The sequence below is a fragment of the Fuerstiella marisgermanici genome, assembly GCF_001983935.1.
GTDB lineage: Bacteria > Planctomycetota > Planctomycetia > Planctomycetales > Planctomycetaceae > Fuerstiella > Fuerstiella marisgermanici.
Genome location: NZ_CP017641.1, coordinates 7,570,940 through 7,588,762 on the forward strand (window position 1 = coordinate 7,570,940; position 17,823 = coordinate 7,588,762).

Annotated in this window: 6 protein-coding genes; 4 read left to right on the top strand and 2 right to left on the bottom strand. The window is 55.9% G+C overall.

The features are described 5' to 3' along the window. The first annotated feature begins 79 nt into the window (after window positions 1-79). A complete protein-coding gene (locus tag Fuma_RS28470; protein ID WP_077027101.1) occupies window positions 80-481 on the top strand; it encodes a DoxX family protein in 402 nt (133 codons plus the stop codon). A gap of 206 nt (window positions 482-687) precedes the next feature. Here Fuma_RS28470 and Fuma_RS28475 read toward each other — a convergent pair whose 3' ends face one another. Then, on the bottom strand, window positions 688-2,187 hold the full coding sequence (locus Fuma_RS28475) for a hypothetical protein (RefSeq protein ID WP_077027102.1): 1,500 nt from the start codon (window positions 2,185-2,187) through the stop codon (window positions 688-690). Between the two features lie 111 nt (window positions 2,188-2,298). Continuing rightward, a complete protein-coding gene (locus Fuma_RS28480; RefSeq protein WP_077027103.1) occupies window positions 2,299-14,901 on the bottom strand; it encodes a DUF1583 domain-containing protein in 12,603 nt (4,200 codons plus the stop codon). Window positions 14,902-15,405: 504 nt separating this feature from the next. Between Fuma_RS28480 and Fuma_RS28485 the strand changes: the two genes are divergently transcribed. From Fuma_RS28485 to Fuma_RS28495, 3 genes are all read left to right on the top strand, one after another. Further along, window positions 15,406-16,416 (top strand): AAA family ATPase, encoded by a 1,011-nt coding sequence (locus tag Fuma_RS28485; RefSeq protein WP_077027104.1) that lies wholly within the window; start codon window positions 15,406-15,408, stop codon window positions 16,414-16,416. A gap of 91 nt (window positions 16,417-16,507) precedes the next feature. Further along, window positions 16,508-16,885, top strand: coding sequence for a GxxExxY protein (locus Fuma_RS28490; protein WP_077027105.1), 378 nt, complete (start codon window positions 16,508-16,510; stop codon window positions 16,883-16,885). Between the two features lie 110 nt (window positions 16,886-16,995). Further along, the gene (locus Fuma_RS28495) at window positions 16,996-17,823 is read left to right on the top strand and encodes a DUF58 domain-containing protein (RefSeq protein ID WP_218922321.1); all 828 of its coding nucleotides are present in this window, start codon (window positions 16,996-16,998) and stop codon (window positions 17,821-17,823) included.

Sequence of the window (17,823 nt, forward strand, 5' to 3'; positions counted from 1 at the left end):
AATTGTGGACCTCACATCTTCGCATTCGAACTGAAACTGCTCAACGCTTTCCTTTGAAGTGTTTGGCTGAGGACCACACATGAGACGCGTCAAGACGGCATCGAAATTTCTGCTGGCGATCTTCATGATCGGTGCTGGCACAATGCACTTTGTGAATCCAGAGTTCTTTCTGCGGATCATGCCACCATATCTGCCGCTGCATGCGGAACTCGTGATGATCAGCGGCGCTGGTGAGATTCTGTTGGGCGTCTTGTTGCTGGTGCCGAAGTTATCTTATATGGCGGCATGGGGAATCATCGCCCTGTTAATCGCCGTCTATCCGGCCAACATCTATCTCTACCAGAATCAGGACTTGATGCCGGCGCCACCGCTTGTTCACCTTCTGAGGTTGCCGATGCAGGGCCTATTGATCCTGTGGGCGTACTGGCATACGAAAGATGCAACTCACGACGCTGCGTCGTCCGAGCCTGGCCGCCTATGACGTGCCAAGCCACCGGATCAAGTGAACTCGACCGGAAGTGCGATCGCCACTTTGATGCGGCAGGACTTGCGAGCGAAACCGCGACTCGTTGAAGGAGCAGCCGCGCCGATTGCTAACTCACCTTTGACGTGGTGACGTGGTAACAGAAGAAGCATCCGTCGCAATTTACTGAGCTTCCAATGTGCCCGGCCTTATACGCTGGACGTTTAGTTTTGCGGGTCCGTCTGTTGATTGACGGCATCTGTTTCTGAGCCAGAGGGCCGGATGAGTTCGAAGTATTTGCGAATGGTTTGGCGATGGCCAAGAGGAATGGATTCGGATTCCAGGACCGATTCACTTAACGCTTCGTATTCTTCGGCCTTCTGGCGATACGCCCGAGCGGCCTGCTGTTGTTGCTCACTGCTGGCTTCGGTTTCAATGTCCACATCGCCCGAGGCTGATTCCTGCCCCTTGAGATTCATCTGTGGCTTCGTTTTGAGTTTGGCGGTCTTATCGCCGGCTTCATTTCCGCTGGCGGCCGAACCTGCTTTGCTGCCGCCTTTCTTCGCATTCATTCCTGCCTGACTTCGACATTCGCCTTCACATTCGGATTTGCATTCGCCAAGACACTTACACTGCTTTTTAAGCAGGTCCGATAGCTTTTTCTTTCGTGCCTGTTTCTTTGCCGCGCCTGCGAGTCCCTTCATGCCGTCGCTGAATTTGCCGCGATTGCCCTGGCTTAGGCCCTGACTGATTTGACTTGCGGCCTCCTGAATCGTTTTCTTCTGGCTGCCGTCGGCGTTATTCTGTTTCAACTGGTCTAGCTTTTCGGTGACCGCTTTTTCGGTCTTGCGGTCGAGGTCCGGCATCTCCAGCTTCACAAGTTCTTCAGCCGCTTTTTCCATGTCGCCTTTTGCTAAGGCACTACCCGCGGTCGCCATGGCTTCGGAAAGCGACAATGCCTCCCCAATTTGCTGCAGTTCGGCAGCGGCCTGAGGATCGGTCAGTTGTTGCTGCATCTGTTGCAGTGACGCTTCCATTTCTGACAGCTTGGCGAGTGCTTCTTTCGGATCGACGCCGGGTTCTTTTAGCTGTTCAATCATCTGCTGCAGATCCTTCACAAGCTGGTCGAGTTCCGGGTCCGGCTGTTGTTCCTGAAGTGTCTTCAGTTCTTCCAGGCCGTCTTCGAGTCGATCGGCTTGTTGATCCACGACTTCGTTCGTGACTTCGGCCGCCGCAAGATCGGTTGGCGGTCCGGAGAACGCTGTCAACAGAACGGCGGCTATCGTCATAGCGATGGCCACGGGCCACAGCTTTGGGTATTCGATCGGCACAACCTGAGTCGGCTGAATGGAGGCTGCATGCTCTTCAGCGTCGTCCAGTTGGAGTCTGCAGAGTGCTGCAGAAGCCGAATCGTCGGCGGTTTGGGAAAACTGCAAAGCGGTTTCAGTGCGATCTTTGAGGTTGCACGCCTTGTCGATGGCAGCGGCCGCATTGCGCGTCGAGCGGCATGTGAAAAAGGCCCAGCCGATTCCAAGCAATGGTCCGGACAAGCCTGCGGCAGCGATCCATCCCCAGCTAAAGAGGCCGCCCGATGAAAGGCGCCAATATGCCAGCAGGCCGGCGACTGAGCTACCGGCAATCAGGCCGATGCACACACACTTCCACACCCATTCCTGCTGCTGGCGTTGGCGAACGGCCTTCACCTGTTGCTGAAGCTGAGTCATTGGGGCGTCCTTTGAAGGAGACGAATTCGGAAACTGCCGTGCCACGGGTGCAACCAGATCATGTTACCCAGGGGAGGTCCATTTTGAACAGGGGGTTCTGCTCAGATTTTATTATTGTTCTGCCACAAGTTTCGCATCCGGGGCCTGGCGAATCTGAAACCTGGGGATGACGGCGGTCAACTTCGCGACAGCGTCGGAACACTTCGCTATACAGGAAACCTCCTTAATTGCCGCCTCGCCTACCGCAAATGACGCCAGAATTTTGAAGTCATCGGAACCGTCTGCGGCCGTGAAACAGAATATCTGCCCGCCCTGTCTGACCAGCCGAAGACGCCCTGAAGTTGTGGCTCCGTGGAACGTTTGATAGTCGACGGAGTGGTGTGAACCGTCTGGCGTGAGTCGGAGTAGTTGAGTTTTGTAGACGGGTTTATCGCCGTCGAGAGACACGCTGCATTCCACGCGTGATTGCTGCGGATCGTCCAATACGGCTTCGAACACCAATCCAACTCCCCAGCCTTCCTTGTGAGGAACGATATTCAGGTTCGCGTAGTCGACAGTCAGTTCGCAATCGCTTTTAATCGGAGACTTGTACGCAACGCCAGGCCAGGACTGCCAGTCTTTGCTGTCATGCAGCATCACTTGCAAGCCGTCGGCACCAGTTTGCAGCCGATCTTTGGGGCCTCGGCCGGTGAGCTTTAGTTCTGCCAGTTGTTCAAGCGGTTGCGTCAGATCTGCATCGACCGTCAGTTTGCCTTCGGGCAGTAGACTGCGACTACCGTCAACGGGCGCCGCCAGTTGTTGTTCGGCGACCGGCGGCAGAGTGTTCGGCCAGTCGCCACGGTACACCAGCCGGCGCACTCGGCCCGCCACGGGTGTGAACCGAAACAAACCAAACTGTCGTTCGTTGGCGGCGTCGGAAATTTCCACTTCCGCCACATCGACATCGTTTACACGGATAGTCAGCCGATCGCCCGCCAGCGAAAGCCGCACGCGATTCCAGTCTTTGTTTTTTAGCGGCACGCTATCGACTGACGAAGGGACGGCTTCCTGGTTGCCCGGCGGCAGGCCTGAAGTATCGTATTGAGCGTTCGTCAGCCTGTGACGCTTCACTCCGTTTGGTGTCAGCAGGAATGCGGATGATCCGATGGCAGGATGCAGTTCGAAGGCATCGGGTTCGTACCAAGTTTCGAATTCGATCACTCCGTCTTCCAGCATTGGCCGTTGGTAACGCAACAGGCTTTCACGGACGACATGAGCCTTCTGTTTTGCGGCGGGTTGAGCTGTGAGTTCGTCCTTGATTCGTTTCCATGGAGCGTCTTCGGATTCCTTCGTGCTGAACCATTCTCCATACGTGTCGGCTCGCCACGCGGCCCAGCCGTCCATGTCGATCAGATCAATCTCGGTAGGAATTTCGGGCGTCCCGAGAATTCTCAGGTTGCCGATCAGCGTGTTGTCCAGAGCACGATTTGCCTGCAGCACCAGCCATGGATCGGGGGGATCCTGAAAGGTGTGTTCGTGAATCTGGACGCCGTTGGTGAAGGTCGTGACCTTGCGCCCATCCACTTTAATCCGAAAGTCGGCCAGCGTGTCCCAGGCGGGAAGATTGAGTGCCCCGCCGGCATTGGTTGAACTGTGCATTATTTTGCTGACCCGCGCCGCCGACTGATCATGTTGAGGTTCTGCCGAATGCATGCCCCAGCCAATTGCAACTTCGCGGTAGCCGTGAGTGGACCGAGTCGCCTGGATTTCGAATGTACCTCGCAATGGAGACTGGAAGTACAGCTGACTCCAGGTTTCCGACGGTACGTGCTGAAAAATTCCTTTGGCCTTCAGCCAGGTCGATGGGCGATTGCCCAGAGCGATGGTTTGAGACTTCAGGTACGGCACAGCCGTCCATTGCTTGATCGACGTTGGCGCTTGCCCTGGTTCCTCTTCAATTGACACCGTGCGAATGCTGCGTTGCAGGTCGCCATAAAGAGCGTGGACGTGTTTGTTGAATTCCGCATCGTATGACTTGCGATCACCCGACCGCTCGTTGTCTCGCAATCGCCGCAGGATGTCTGCGCCGGCCGACCAATGCGCCGAATCCTGAGCCGCTCGCCACGCCACCACGAATTCTGCCGATCGGTCTCGGACGACGATATTTTTGGGAAGGTCGGCGGTCGATTTCCACACGTCAGACAACGTTTGTTGAATGGCGGCAGCATCCTGTCGCTCCAGGGCGATCAGTGCTCGCATGGCCTGCTGATTGCGTTTTTGGACGTTGTTATCAACGTTCAGTTCTTCGACAGCGTTGGAAATTTCGTCCAACCGACTGACGGTTCCGGCAACTCGAACCAGTTCCGCCGCTGGAGACAAGAACTGATTCCAGGGGTCCGCCCTTTCTTCGACCGTATCCTCATCGCCGTCCGATATCGATCGCGTGCCGGGGGAAGAAGGCGAATAGTACAGTCGCAGATTGTCATGGCTGTCGGACGGCAACACCCAGTCGGCCAGAAAATCGAACGCATCTTCCGGCGACATTTCACGCGACGTCATCACAACTTCGCCAGCTAGTGGAGCGATCATCACATCGTCCAGAACGGTGGCCACGTCTTTTAGTAACGGAGGCGAGAGCGGTCGCGTCATCGCGGCCAGGTCACTGCGAACGTCGTCCGTTAGTTTTTCAGGCCAGTCGCCGCTAAGCAAGACGTTGCGAACTTTCGCTGCCTGGTCTCGGCGACGAAAGAACCCCAGCCGAGTGCTCGAACTATCGTCCATCGAGCGTTCAAAAATGACTGAGCCGTTTAGCGTGATGGTGGCGACGTCGTCAGCAAGAGACACCGAAACGCTGTTCCAGTCGCCGGCCTTCAATGGCAGCGTTTCCGGACCTCGACGACATTCTGATTCCACAATGGCGTTGTCCAGCGCGACGCCATTCACGACATCATCCCAGCCACGTGCCGCAATCCAATGTGTCTCCACACCGTCCGGTTCCAGCAGAAATGCGAGTCGACCCAACGACGGATGGGCGACCGAAAAGTTTGGCCGGTAGAAGAATTCGTAGTCCAGCGTCTCGCCATTTTGCAGCGGTCGATGATAGTAAATCCAGCTTTGCTTTCGCGTTTGATTGGCCTGCTCCGGCTGGGCGGTGCCGTGGAGCACGCCGTCGGATGTCTCCCAGTCGAATACTTCCGGTTCGTTACGCTGGTAGTACGCGATGGCGCTGTTTTCGCTTTCCGGCGTTTCTGCCATTAGTGCTCTGCGTGGCTGGCTTTCGCTAAAGGTGGACGTGTTCCAGCCATCCATATTGTCACCGCTCAATAAAGCGACCTGCCGAGGGATTTCGGGGTCGCCTTCGATAACAAGGTTCCTCATCGACGTCACTCGACCACCGATCGTTTCCAGCACGAGCCACGGACTGGTCACTCCCACCGCACGTTCGTACACGAAGTGGTTGTTCAACAGATACTTCATCTGTCCGTCTTTGACGTCCACAGTCACGCGATTGAACGATGATGGGTCGCGTTTCAATCCGACGGGACGCTTGATGTTTTCGTGCCCTCCAGCCGCCATGATCACAGCATTGCTGCCCGGGTTCTGCGAACGCACAATGATGCCACCATAGCCCGCGTCGCATTCGGCCCAACTGTCGTAGAAGCAATCCACGGAAAACCGGAAGTTGCCCGTCAGCGGATAGCGAAACTGCAGCAGGTCGTGATCGTAACCGCCAAGGTGGACAATCTGGTTTTCGTACTGAGTCCACCAGCCGCGATCGTCGCCGGTTTGAGCGTCCGAGGAAGCAGCTAGCCAGTGTCGAAAAGACGGCTGCAGTGAACGATCGGCCACAACTTGTGGAGCATCCACTCGCCCGGCCCAATCCGCCCACAGGTGATGGATCAGCTTGTGTTCTGATTTGCTCTGAAGTTGTCGGCGAAACTTTGCCATGTCATCGGCGAACACCTGAACAAAACCGGGCGAACGCAACGCGGCTTTGTACACCAGGTAGTCGCCAGCGGATTTCGGCGGACCTTCGGAATCGACTTTCATCCGTTCGTTGTAGCTTTGATTCAGCGAATCGATTAGCGCTCTTCCGGCCTCCTGATCTTCCTGAGCGATTGCGGTCAGAGTTAACAGTACATCTGCGTGGAGCAACTTCTGGTCCGCCAGGGCCTGCACATCTTTACGAAGCTCACTCAGTTTTTCAGCCGCCTTGGCCGCTTCAACCAGTTCTGTGAAGTTGTCGCGGACATCATACGTCGCCTGCTGGTCGGCATCCGTCGCGGTAAGAAACCTGGCGGGTACGTCAAGGTGGTTTGCAGTTTCAAACAAAAACCGGAGCGACTGGCGACCTTCCGTTGGCAATGTCCATTCGCGCCAAAGTGTGTAGCGTTCTGCTGCTGGCAGGGTTCTTACGTGTCGGCAGGCAACCGCCAGTGCTGTGGTCATCGACGGAGGTGATCGGTTTTTCAAATTCGTATCGCAGACGCGCCCCATTAAATCGAGACTCAACGCCGGCATTTTTAGTTGGGCAGCCTGCTCTGCCATCGTCGCTGAATCTCGTAGCTGCATCTGCATGCCGTAGTCACCACTGTAGCGACTGTAGTGCGCCTGCCGCGACAAAAGGACCGAATCGAAGTAGTCCTTCACCGCCTGTTGATCACCACTGGCAGCCAGTTGCTGATTCACTAAATCTGCCAGTCGATTCGAGACGTTGACCTGGGTGTTGCGACTTCCCTGAGCTTTCTGCAATTCCAGTTGCAGCGTGTGTTGCAGAATGGGGAATGCCGCAGCCTTGAGTGGTTCCTGTTGGAAGGCTCGCAGAGCTGCCATGCAGGCGATTGTGACGGCATCGGAATTGGCACCATTTGTCAATTCAGTCGACAGCGAATTCAAATGAGGAACCGCATCGTCCATTTGCTGTTGCTGAATCTTGATAAGAACCGTCAGGGCCGTCGCCGCGACCTTTGAGGTCTTTGTGTCTGATCGTTGATCCACGGCGCTGATTAATTCGTCAAGCCGCTTCGCCTGAGCCGCGTTTTTGACAAGAGGGTCGGCCAGACTATCGATTTTCCCGTCGCTTAATTTTGTCGCCGTTGTGTACAGGCGGATTTCTTTCGGACGGTTCTCCGGCAGGACCAATGCCTTCAGAACATCGTAAGTTTCGTCGGCCGGATAGGCGTCCCCCTGCCACAGTTTCACAATATCCCTAAACGCAGTGATGACTTCCGTTTCCATCGGATCGGCTTCTGAATCACTGGAAGACCGAATTACCTGACTACTTCTGGAGTTTGCAGAAATCGGCACGGGATCAGCGACCGGAAAGCCACCCTTGAGCGCTTCTCGCACCGCTTTGCGAGACAGCTCGGGCATGTCGTTTTTCGCCGCCGCCTTGGCCACAGCCACCACGGTACGAAACTGTGAGATCGTCAACGGCGGCACGATTCCGGCTGCCGGTGGCGCTGCGGCTGCTGGTGGTTGAGGACGACCTGCACGCTGAATGGGGGAATCCCGCACTTGAGGCATTGATATGGCCAGTCGAAGTGCGACGTTCAACCCGGTTTGAAGCGATTTTGCGATTGGCCCCGGATGGGGCCGGAGCACGTAGCCGATGACGTAAGCCATCGGAGAGGGGGCGCGAGGTTCCCAAAGGCCCTGAGGGGTGACACCAAACATGTTGTGGAAATCGGCTCTGGCCCTTTCAGAGCTTTGTGTGCTGTTTGGTAGCTCTGCCCCAGGGCTCACGCCCAAGGCCACGCGCTTCGGCCCCATTCGGGGCCCACGGCGGCGCAACGAGTTTGAATCAGGATTTCGGGGCTGGGGGTCAGGCCAGATGAATCCGGTCTTCCGCCCGGGCACGCGCTTTTTATTTGTCCGTTTCGGCCGTTCGGTCGCCAGTTGCAGCAGTTCTGTCCAGCGAGTTTCGGCCTCTTCTTTTTGACCGGCGTTTAGCAGCGCTTGGCCCCATTCGAGCAGAATGGCGGACTGTTCGTTGTTTCCCATTTGGCGCCGAGCGGCCTGCAGCGCGGTTTCGGCCAGCACCATTCCGGTGTCGTCCAGCTTGTCCTTCCCGATGCATTCCCGAGCCACGACCCACAGTGGGACACTAAGCGCCGCTTCGCGCCGCTGGCGCGAATTCGGGCGGCGGCCTTCAGGGATGGCTTCCAGCGGATGATCAGACGCGACAACCACCAGGCGTTGCACGGCATCCTGAGCGTCGTCGGCCTTGAGCTTCAATTTCCAGGCCGCCAAAGCGATCGCGATCGACAGGTCGTCAGCGTGTTGTTTTGAAAGTTCGTTCAATCGTTGTTCGATCGCTGCAGCAATCTTGTCGTCTTTAGAAAGCGAGACCAGCAGCTCGATATACGAACTCTTCATTGGTGACTCGCTAAAATCTTGCGGGGTCGGAGTCGACAACATTAAATCAATACCGGGGGCTCCCGGCTTTAGCGTTTCCGGCGTGGATAGCAGTTCCGCAATCACTTCGCTTGCATTGGACGCATCGACAGAAGTCATCGCCTCGCTCATGCCTGTTCGCGCCGCTTTACCGTAGTAGTCTTCCGTGCCTCGACCATTAAACTGCGCCGCGGCCGCCATACTTTCGGGATCATCCAGAATCTGCCGATACAGCCTCATCGCGGCCACCGGCATTTCCAGTTCCTGAAGTTTTTTCGCCGCCCACTGTCGATTTTCCAGTCGCTGATAGGACGCGTACGCCTGGTCGTAATTGTCGAAGCTGGATGCGGCAAGCTGCTTTAGCAACAGGTCGCGAGCTTCGTCCTTGCGGCCGGCTTTGGCGTAGCCGTTGATCAGCTTCGAAACCGGAGAATACTCCAACTGGTTCATTGAAGAATTTTGAGACGGCTGCGAGACGGCCTTTTCAAACAGGGCCAATGCCATCGGTCGTGTTTCTTCGAAACGATCGAGTTCCTGACCAATGATCCAGCAGGTTTCTGCCGGCATCGATTTGCCTGCCGCTTCGTCTTCGACCAGCTTCTGAAGGCGATGACGAGCCGCATCTTTGCGATCTGAGTGCAATTCCAGCAGTGCCAGCATCGCTCGACCGGAATACCATTGCGGATTTTCGTCGGTCAGTTCACTGATCGACTTTTCGAGGTCCGCCAACTTGTCCGTCGATTTCAACCCCTTGAGCATCTCATGAAAAAAGACGTTCACTTCGCCGTTGCCAGAATAAGAACTGATTTGATTCAGCCCCATCCATGGCTGCGTTTGGATATCCAGCTTTGACGGCAAAACGGCTTTCTTCGCAAACTGGTAGACGCGATCGTTTTTCCAGACCGACGGGTTGCGCAGGTTCTGAATCATGTTTGAGCGATAGCTGGGGAAGGCTTCGAATGCTCGCTCCAGCAGGTCCACGCCCACGTCCATCGTGCTTTCATCGTTCAGCAAATTAGACGCGGTCCGCACGATGTAATACGGCTGCCTGACAGACTTCAGGTTGATGGAACTTAGTGCCTTAACAAGATCGGTCTTGCGTTTGGCCGACGTGAACGTGCGTTCTATCTGATACATGTCGTCTGTGACCCAGGACGGCTGAAGTTTCATCAGTTCCAGATACTGGTCGCAGGCTTCTGCGTGCTGGCCCGACTGTTCAAAATGCTTCGCCATTTGCAGACGCACCATCGCCGAATCCGGGCGCGCGGCGAGGGCTCGTTCCAGTGTTTTTTTAGCTTCATTTTTTTGGCCGGTCACTCCGTAGAATTCAATCAATTGTTCCAGCAGGCGCACGGAACCGGGCGAGCGATCCAACTGCGTTTCCAATTGTTCGATGACGGACTTCAGAGCTCCGGAACGCTGCAGCAACTGCAGGGCCTGCGTTCGAAGAGTGCTGTCCTGCGTGCGATAACGCGTGGGGTTGCGGGACGATCGCGTGGTGATGGACATCGGCGACGTCGTGCGACGCAGCAACATGTGAGCGAGCTGGTTAGCCTGTTCCGTTTTGCCCTGCCCCTGATACAGCATCATTAACGATGCCAGCGACGACGTCTGGTTGGTGGCCGTCCGTTCGGCTCGCGCCAAAATCGCGTCTGCCATATCGCTGAGTCCCAGCCGCCGCATGCGGTCGACCAGTCCCAGTTGCGTTTCTGAATTCAGTCTGAGGCCGAACAGACGTTCCGCCGCGCTGCGGGCTCGTTCAACATCGCCCAACCGTTCAGACAACTGCAACGCGATCAGTTCTCGCCGTTGCAGCGTCTGCTGATCTCGTGGTGAAATCGAATCGACCAGCAACAGAGCGTCCTCAAAATCGCCTCGAGCTTCATACATGGCGGCCATATCAAACTTCAGCGTCAGGTCGTTTGATAACTGGTCTGTGACGGCCGCCATGAGTTCGACGGCTTCATCCTGTTCTTCGATCCACCACAATGCGGCCGCCAGATACAGCCGTCGATACACTGCGTCGTTCTCGGCCCCGTCTTCGGTGGTGGGGGCACTAGCGGACTTCAAATCGGCTCTCAGCATGTCCACCAGGTCGCTCCCCACATCATTTTGTTGAAGCAGTTCATGCGTCTGGCGCAGTAGCGTAATGGTGGCCTGATCGATGTAGGTATTGGCGGGCGGAAACTGGATGTTGATCGTCGTCCGCTTTTCGCCCATGTACACAGAAATTCGTGTCGTCGACGGCGAATTCGTGGCGGGGCTGCGTCGGCGGGTTTGAGCAGCGGCCACCAGTCGCCGGTGTCTGGCTTCAGCGATCGACACGTCCAGCGCATCGTGCAGCACGGATAGCAACTGAGCGTTTTCTTCTTCGGTCCCCAGCCGCCCCATCCACATCTGCAGCGTGCTGACTGTCGCTGGCAAAACGTTGGCAGACGTGTTGGCCGTCGTTGGACGGCGCGAACGTCCGGACGATACCTGCACGGGAGCTTCGGAAATCTGTTCTAACGCAGCGGCCTTCCAGCGTTGGAAATAGTCCGGGATTTCGTCAAACCGTTCTTCCTTCTGCAGGAGACCTATCGCCGCCGCAAATTCATTCGCCGATTTTGAACTCTGAAGATGATCGTTCAGCAGCTTTTCAGCTTCTTCGTCCTGGCCGGCTAAACGCAGTTCTTCAACCAGTGTCGTCAGAAATCCGGCGCCGCCGACGAATCCCTGCAACTGCACATATGAGCCGCCGACCTGGATGTATGCCTGCCCATTTGAGGCATAGACGATGTTGCCGCCGTGTATTGCCGAATGGTCCGCCTGCTTGCTGTCCGAATTCAACACCGCATAACATTCTCGCACCAATTCCAGGTCGTCTTCAGGTAGCGGCTTCTGATTTGCGGCGGCCTGCACCGACGTTGGTCGTCCCTCCTGGCTACCGTCCATGTGCCGGAGTCTTAATGAAGTCAGGAAGAAGGTGCGTTCTTCATCGCTGCCGTCCTTTGCGACGCGGCGAGCAATATCAAAGACGGCGGCGTAATTGTTTTTAAGTTGAGCTACGTACAACGCATCGTAGATGGCGTTGCGGGAGGCATCGTCTGCGGCAGCCTGTTCGCGAATTCGGTCCACCAGTGATTCGGTCGCCACCTCCGCTGTTTCGGTTGCATCCGCGCCTGTCTCTTCCGCGTCTGCCTCGTCCGCTACTTCTTCAAACTTCATTAACCAGCCGAAAGCCGCCATGCGAGCCACGCCGTACGCTTGAGGCGTCCAAACGGGCGGCGCTGATCCCGACGAGTAGTATCGATTGTCGGCGACCAAACCGGACGCTCGCTGTACCTGGCTGGACATTGACCGCATGGCCAGTGGCGACTGACGCTGTGGGACCGATGTCGCTCGACCACGCAGGTTGTCGGACTTCGCCTTTGCCTGAGCCTGCTTGAGTTTCGCTTCGGATGACCGGCTTAATGAATCGTAGGGGATTTTTAGTGCGAGGATGCGTTCGAATCGGTTGATGGCTTCTTCTGTTTTCTCCAACGAAGCCCACGCGATGGCTTCGCGATACAGTAACTCCCAATCGTCACGATTCTGAGCCAGCAGCGGTTCGACGACACCGATGACGGATTCGTAGTTGCCCTGAGTCAGCAGCGAATCCAGACTTCGGATCTGCCTTACCGGATCTTCTTCGCGTTGAGTCAGTTTGACGAATATTTCTCGCGCGGCTTCCGCCTGCCCGTTCGCCATCAGCATGCCTGCCAGCGGATATTCCGTTTCATGTCCCGGCGCGATGGCGACTAATTGTTTTTGATAGCCTATCGCGGCTTCCAAATCCGCTCCGTCCTGGCACAGCTTTGCCAGTTGACTTAGCAAATTAGTGTCGCGCGTGTCTTCGCTGAGCAGGCTTTCCAGTTCCTGTCGAGCAGCACTAAGGTCACCCGTTGAGTGCCACGCCTGAGCCAGGCAGATGGTCATTTCGCGACGCTGGTCTTCTTCTCGACGGTCGCGTTCGAAACGTTCTACCAGCTGATCGAACCGATTAACCTGCTGATAGAGCGGTGCGAGCTTCGTGGTCAGGCTGACTTTGTCTTCCACTTCGTCTGTCTTTTCGAACGCACGCCAATAGACTTCGATCGCTTCGTCGGTTCTGAGTTGTTCTGCCAGTGCGGCCGCAAGAGCCATGATCAAGTGCGGTTCGTTCGGGTTAATACGGACCGCTTTGCGCAGAGCTTCCAGGCCATCTTCCGCACGACCCAGCCGAAAGCACATTTGAGCGTAGAACTCATAATTATCCGTATTGCCTGGCGCGGAAAGAATCAGGTCCTGAGCCGCCTGCAGCGCTTCGTCCGCGCGGCCTAACTGAGCTTCCAGTCGTGACACGTTCATCAGATGGTCGCCTCGGGAACGACGATCGATCTCGGCCAGCTTTCGGTTCGTTTCCGCCGCGCGACCGTAGTCGCCCGATGTCTCTGCGATGCGCGCCGCCAGTGTCAGCACCGGAATTGCCTTTGCGTCCAACTTCAGCGCTTCGTCGATCGCTTCGGTGGCACCCGGCCAACGACGACTGGCTTCCATGTACCTCGCTAGCAGATACCAATCCTGAACAGTCGCGTCGGTCTTGCCGCGAATTTCGGTGGCAAGGCGATCCGCTTCGGCGTCCAGTTGCTGACTGGTTTGCAGGACGTCGACCTTCTGTTGAATGACGGCGTCTCGTTCGTCGTCGTTGGTGGCCAATGCATCCGCCGCTGCCACATATTTCAAGGCTTCGTCATACTTGCCCGCTCGCGAATGATATTCGGCCGAACGAATTTGAAGACTGAAGTCTTTGGGATCCAGTGTCACCGCTTCGGCGATTTCAATCACCGCCTTCTCCGGAAAACCGAAACTGTTGTAGACCTCAGCAAGGCGAGTGATATTCAACGCGGTCCGGCGATCTCCTTCCGCGATCCCCTTCCAAACATTCAGAGCTTCTCCGGGCCGTTTCTGAATATGCAGGAACTCACCAAGGTACTCGCGGTACTGCGGATCGGCCGGGGCCAACTTCACGGCCTTCGCGTATAACTCTTCCGCTTCCGGAAGCATCTTGTTTTGACGATAAAGATCGGCGACTTGCGAGACCGTTAAGGCATCGTCGGGGCGAGTCTTAAGAATCCCATTCCAGATTCGGATCGCTTCCTGCTTGCTTTCCTGTTCCGGACGTTCCTTGTCCCGCAGCACCAGCTTGCCCCAGTCTCGCAGGAAGTCCGTGTTTGACGGAGCCGACTTCACCAGCAATTCGTATTGTTCGATGGCTTCTGACAATCGTTGATCGTTGACCAGCTGATCGATAAACGCCTTGCGCAGGTCGGTCCTCGACGGAGCCAGCTTCAGGGCCTTTTCCATCCATTGCGTCGCTTCCGGCACTCGCGCAGACGACGCAAGGAAGCGGGCCAGGCGAGTCATGCCTTCCACGTCTTCCGGATGGCCTTCCAGCCACTGCTGATAGTATTTCACCAGGCTGTCCTGATCGCCGGAACGCAGATAGACGTTTTCAATGCGCCGCCTTACATCACGGTACAACCAGCCGTCTGGGTTTAAGTCCGTGAGTACACTTTCAAGGCTGGCAATGCCTTCGTCTCGCTGACCGGATTTGATCATCAATTCAGCAGCCGCGACTTCGAACACGACTCGCCGATAATCATCGCGCACTAACTCTGCCAGACGCTGATAGCGCGGCAACGCCAGGGCCGGCTGACCTTCTTCGGCCAGAGTTACGGCAATCTGTTCCAGAACCCGCGGGTCATCCGGGAACAAAGCTTCCAGCCGCTGCCAGACCTTCAGCGCTTCTTCGGTTCGTTGAGCTCGTTGGTGAACTCGGCCAAGCTGCTGAAAGATCTCCAACATATCAGCTCGCGGCGGTTTACGTGCGATGCCTCGTTCGAACGACGCCACGGCTTCTTCCGATTCGCCGATTCGAAGCTGCGATTGAGCTCGGTAGTAGCTGGCCATTGCATCGTCCGGCCGCAGCGTTTCTGCCTTTTCGAAGGCTTCCGCAGCCGCTGCATCGTTGCCTCGCTGAGCTTCAAACAAGCCAACCAGCATCCACGCCGCGCCGTCTGACTTCGCCGTTTCAGCACGCTCTTTCAGCGACGCCAGAAAATCATCCAGCGTGCCGAATTCGACGTGGTGTCCGTAAATACGATCCAGCGCCGTGCCACGCCGTGGATTGCGTTCCAGAATACTGAGAAACCGCTCGGCCGTTTTGACTTGCCGAAGTTCCTCGTCGGACAATTCACTGTCCTGATCTGCCGTCTGAGGACTGGCCGCGTGAATGGCGTGAGGTGAAAACGCAAACGCGAGAATAAGAATCCATCGCATGACTGTTTCTCCAGAGAGGCCGGTTTTCGGAGCAGACAAACGTTGACACGTCGTCTGTGACGTCGAAACCACGCACACAAAATGTCAGGATGCTGTTCCTGTCGGATTACTGCGGCGTCGGGTCGAAACTAACAAAACCTAAGGGGGATTGCTAGACAATGCGAGGGGCGGTTCCAATAATCGTTTCCGACATCAACACGCGATGATATTTCGCAAACGTTTGAGACATTGACGCGGGATGATAATCCTCACCTGCGACAGGACTTTCAAAAAGCCAATGAACTCAACGATGGCGTTAGCCCTCAGCAGTAGCAACCACAACTCAATAGACTCTTCGGTGACGGGCAGTTCGTTTATATTCACAAGCGGGGTTGGCGAAACCGTTTTGATAAGCTGTTAACATCCAGTGTACAGCCGTGCAGATTAGCGCCTGGCACATCAATTACAACAAAACTGTGGCACACCACCCCTGTTACAACTTTCAATAACACGGAGCCTGACCGAATGAATATCGATGATCAGTTGAAGCAACAACTGGATGACTTCCGCCGTGACTTTAAGAAACTGAAGTCCGAAATTTCTAAAGTCATCGTCGGCCAGCAGGAAATCCTGGACGACATGCTGATCTCACTGATCGCGGGGGGCCACGTGTTGTTGGAAGGTGTGCCAGGACTCGGCAAGACACTTACCGTTCGCACGCTCGCCGATGCCCTGCACCTGGATTTTCATCGCATTCAGTTTACGCCCGACCTGATGCCGGCCGACCTGATTGGAACTCAGGTCATCGCCGAAGCTGCTGACGGTCGCAAGGTTTTCGAATTTCAAAAGGGTCCGCTGTTTTCAAACGTGCTGCTGGCCGACGAAATTAACCGAGCGACTCCGAAAACGCAGTCGGCTCTGCTGGAAGCCATGCAGGAACATTCCGTGACTGTGGCCGGCGTGACTCACAAACTGGCTGAGCCGTTCTTTGTGATGGCGACTCAGAACCCACTGGAAATGGAAGGCACATATCCATTGCCGGAAGCGCAGTTGGACCGCTTTTTCTGCAAGTTGATGGTGAAGTACCCTTCGGTCGACGATCTCGAAGCGATCCTGGACCGCACCACAGAATCAACCAAAACTCAGGCCGAAGCCGTGATGACGGGCGAGCGCATTCTGGAAATGGGAGCTCTGTCGCGTCTTATCCCCATCGCCGCCGACGTGCGCCGCTACGGCATAGCGATTGTTGTGGCGACTCATCCGGAACACGAACTGGCGGCTGAGCCTGCGAAGAAGTATGTGCGGTTCGGAGCCAGCCCGCGCGGACTGCAGTCACTGATTCTGGGAGCCAAAATTCGAGCGATTCTCGACAACCGTTACCACGTGGCTCGCGAAGATCTACGAATCATGGCCACACCCGTACTGCGACATCGCATGATCCTGAACTTCGAAGGTCAGGCCGAAGGAGTCAGTGCCGACGACGTCATCGAAAAGATCATCGCCAACGTGCCGGACAACGCTTTAGTTGCGGCGTAACGAAGGTGAGTGGAACCACGGAAAACACAGACAACACGGAAGAATCGCAGGAAGGACGTGGGGCCGGTTTCGTGAAATCGTGGGGGATGTGATGAGTCGTCTGATGTACGAAGAGGAGTCCTACGTTCTTCGCGGTGCGGCGTTCGAGGTTTACAAGGAAAAAGGGTGTGGGTTTCTGGAAAAGGTCTACCAGGAATGTATCGAGCTCGAATTGGCGATGATCCAGGTTCCCTTCGTTGCCAAACGCCCATTGCTTCTCAACTACAAAGGCAAAACACTGAGTGCAAAGTACGAGCCAGACCTGATCTGTTTCGACAAGATCATCGTTGAGCTGAAAGCGGCCAGCAAGATCTGCGATGAACATCGAGCTCAATTGCACAACTACCTAAAAGCGACCAATCTGCGTCTCGGGTTTCTCATGAATTTCGGTCATCATCCTGGAGTCCAAATCGAACGCATTGTGCGATAACGCACCTGTCTGTCCGTCTGCGATTCTTCCGTGTTTTCTGTGTCTTCCGTGGTCCCGTCTCTATGCTCTTCCCGTCGGATTTTTTAACGCGACTTGAGTACCTTTCGATTATGTCGAAACGGGTGTTCCGCGGATCATTGCTGGCTCAGCGGCGTACCATGCAGATGGGGTCCGGCATTGAATTTTCTGAGCATCGTGAATACAGCCACGGCGACGATCTGAGGTATCTCGACTGGAACATTTACGCTCGTCACGGCGATCTGCTGTTGAAGCGGTTTCAGGAAGAACAGGACCTGCACGTTTATTTGATGCTGGACTGTTCGCGGAGCATGGCGTTTGGGCAACCGGCGAAGTTCGATCTGGCTCGCCAATTGACCGCAGCATTGGCCTACATCGCTTTGGCCGATCTGGATCGTATTGCCGTCGTCGCGTACGCCGACGGCATCTTTACGGAATTCCCGATCACGCGCGGCAAGGCGCGGATTATGGCGCTGATGAAGTTTCTGGAAGACCTGCCCACATCCGGGCAGGACACCAATCTGGCTCACGCTGTCCAGGGGCTGTTGCATCGAGGTTCACGATCCGGCCTGGCAGTCGTCATCAGCGATCTATTCGATGAGCACGGCTTTCAGGGAGGCCTGGATCAGCTGCGCCACCGTCGCTTTGATGCTCACGTTCTTCAACTTCACGACCCGAAAGAGGCCGACCCGAACCTGCTGGGCGACGTGGAATTCGTCGACATGGAAACGGAGTCCGAACGGATGGTCACGGTGACGGAAAAGAATGTTCGTACGTACAAGAAACTGTTCCAGCAGCATCAACAGTCGGTGCGAGACTACTGCACCAACTACGGACTGGGCTGTACTCAGTCGCCGTCGATTGTTCCGTTCGACGATCTCGTTATGAGCATGATGCGCACGTCTGCAGTGGGGCGTTAA

What these genes read in the sequence shown, in the direction of transcription:
- Fuma_RS28485 (WP_077027104.1), top strand. Translation starts at nt 15,406, where the DNA reads ATGAATATCGATGATCAGTTGAAGCAACAACTGGATGACTTCCGCCGT.
- Fuma_RS28470 (WP_077027101.1), top strand. Translation starts at nt 80, where the DNA reads ATGAGACGCGTCAAGACGGCATCGAAATTTCTGCTGGCGATCTTCATG.
- Fuma_RS28480 (WP_077027103.1), bottom strand. Translation starts at nt 14,901, where the DNA reads ATGCGATGGATTCTTATTCTCGCGTTTGCGTTTTCACCTCACGCCATT.
- Fuma_RS28475 (WP_077027102.1), bottom strand. Translation starts at nt 2,187, where the DNA reads ATGACTCAGCTTCAGCAACAGGTGAAGGCCGTTCGCCAACGCCAGCAG.
- Fuma_RS28495 (WP_218922321.1), top strand. Translation starts at nt 16,996, where the DNA reads ATGTCGAAACGGGTGTTCCGCGGATCATTGCTGGCTCAGCGGCGTACC.
- Fuma_RS28490 (WP_077027105.1), top strand. Translation starts at nt 16,508, where the DNA reads ATGAGTCGTCTGATGTACGAAGAGGAGTCCTACGTTCTTCGCGGTGCG.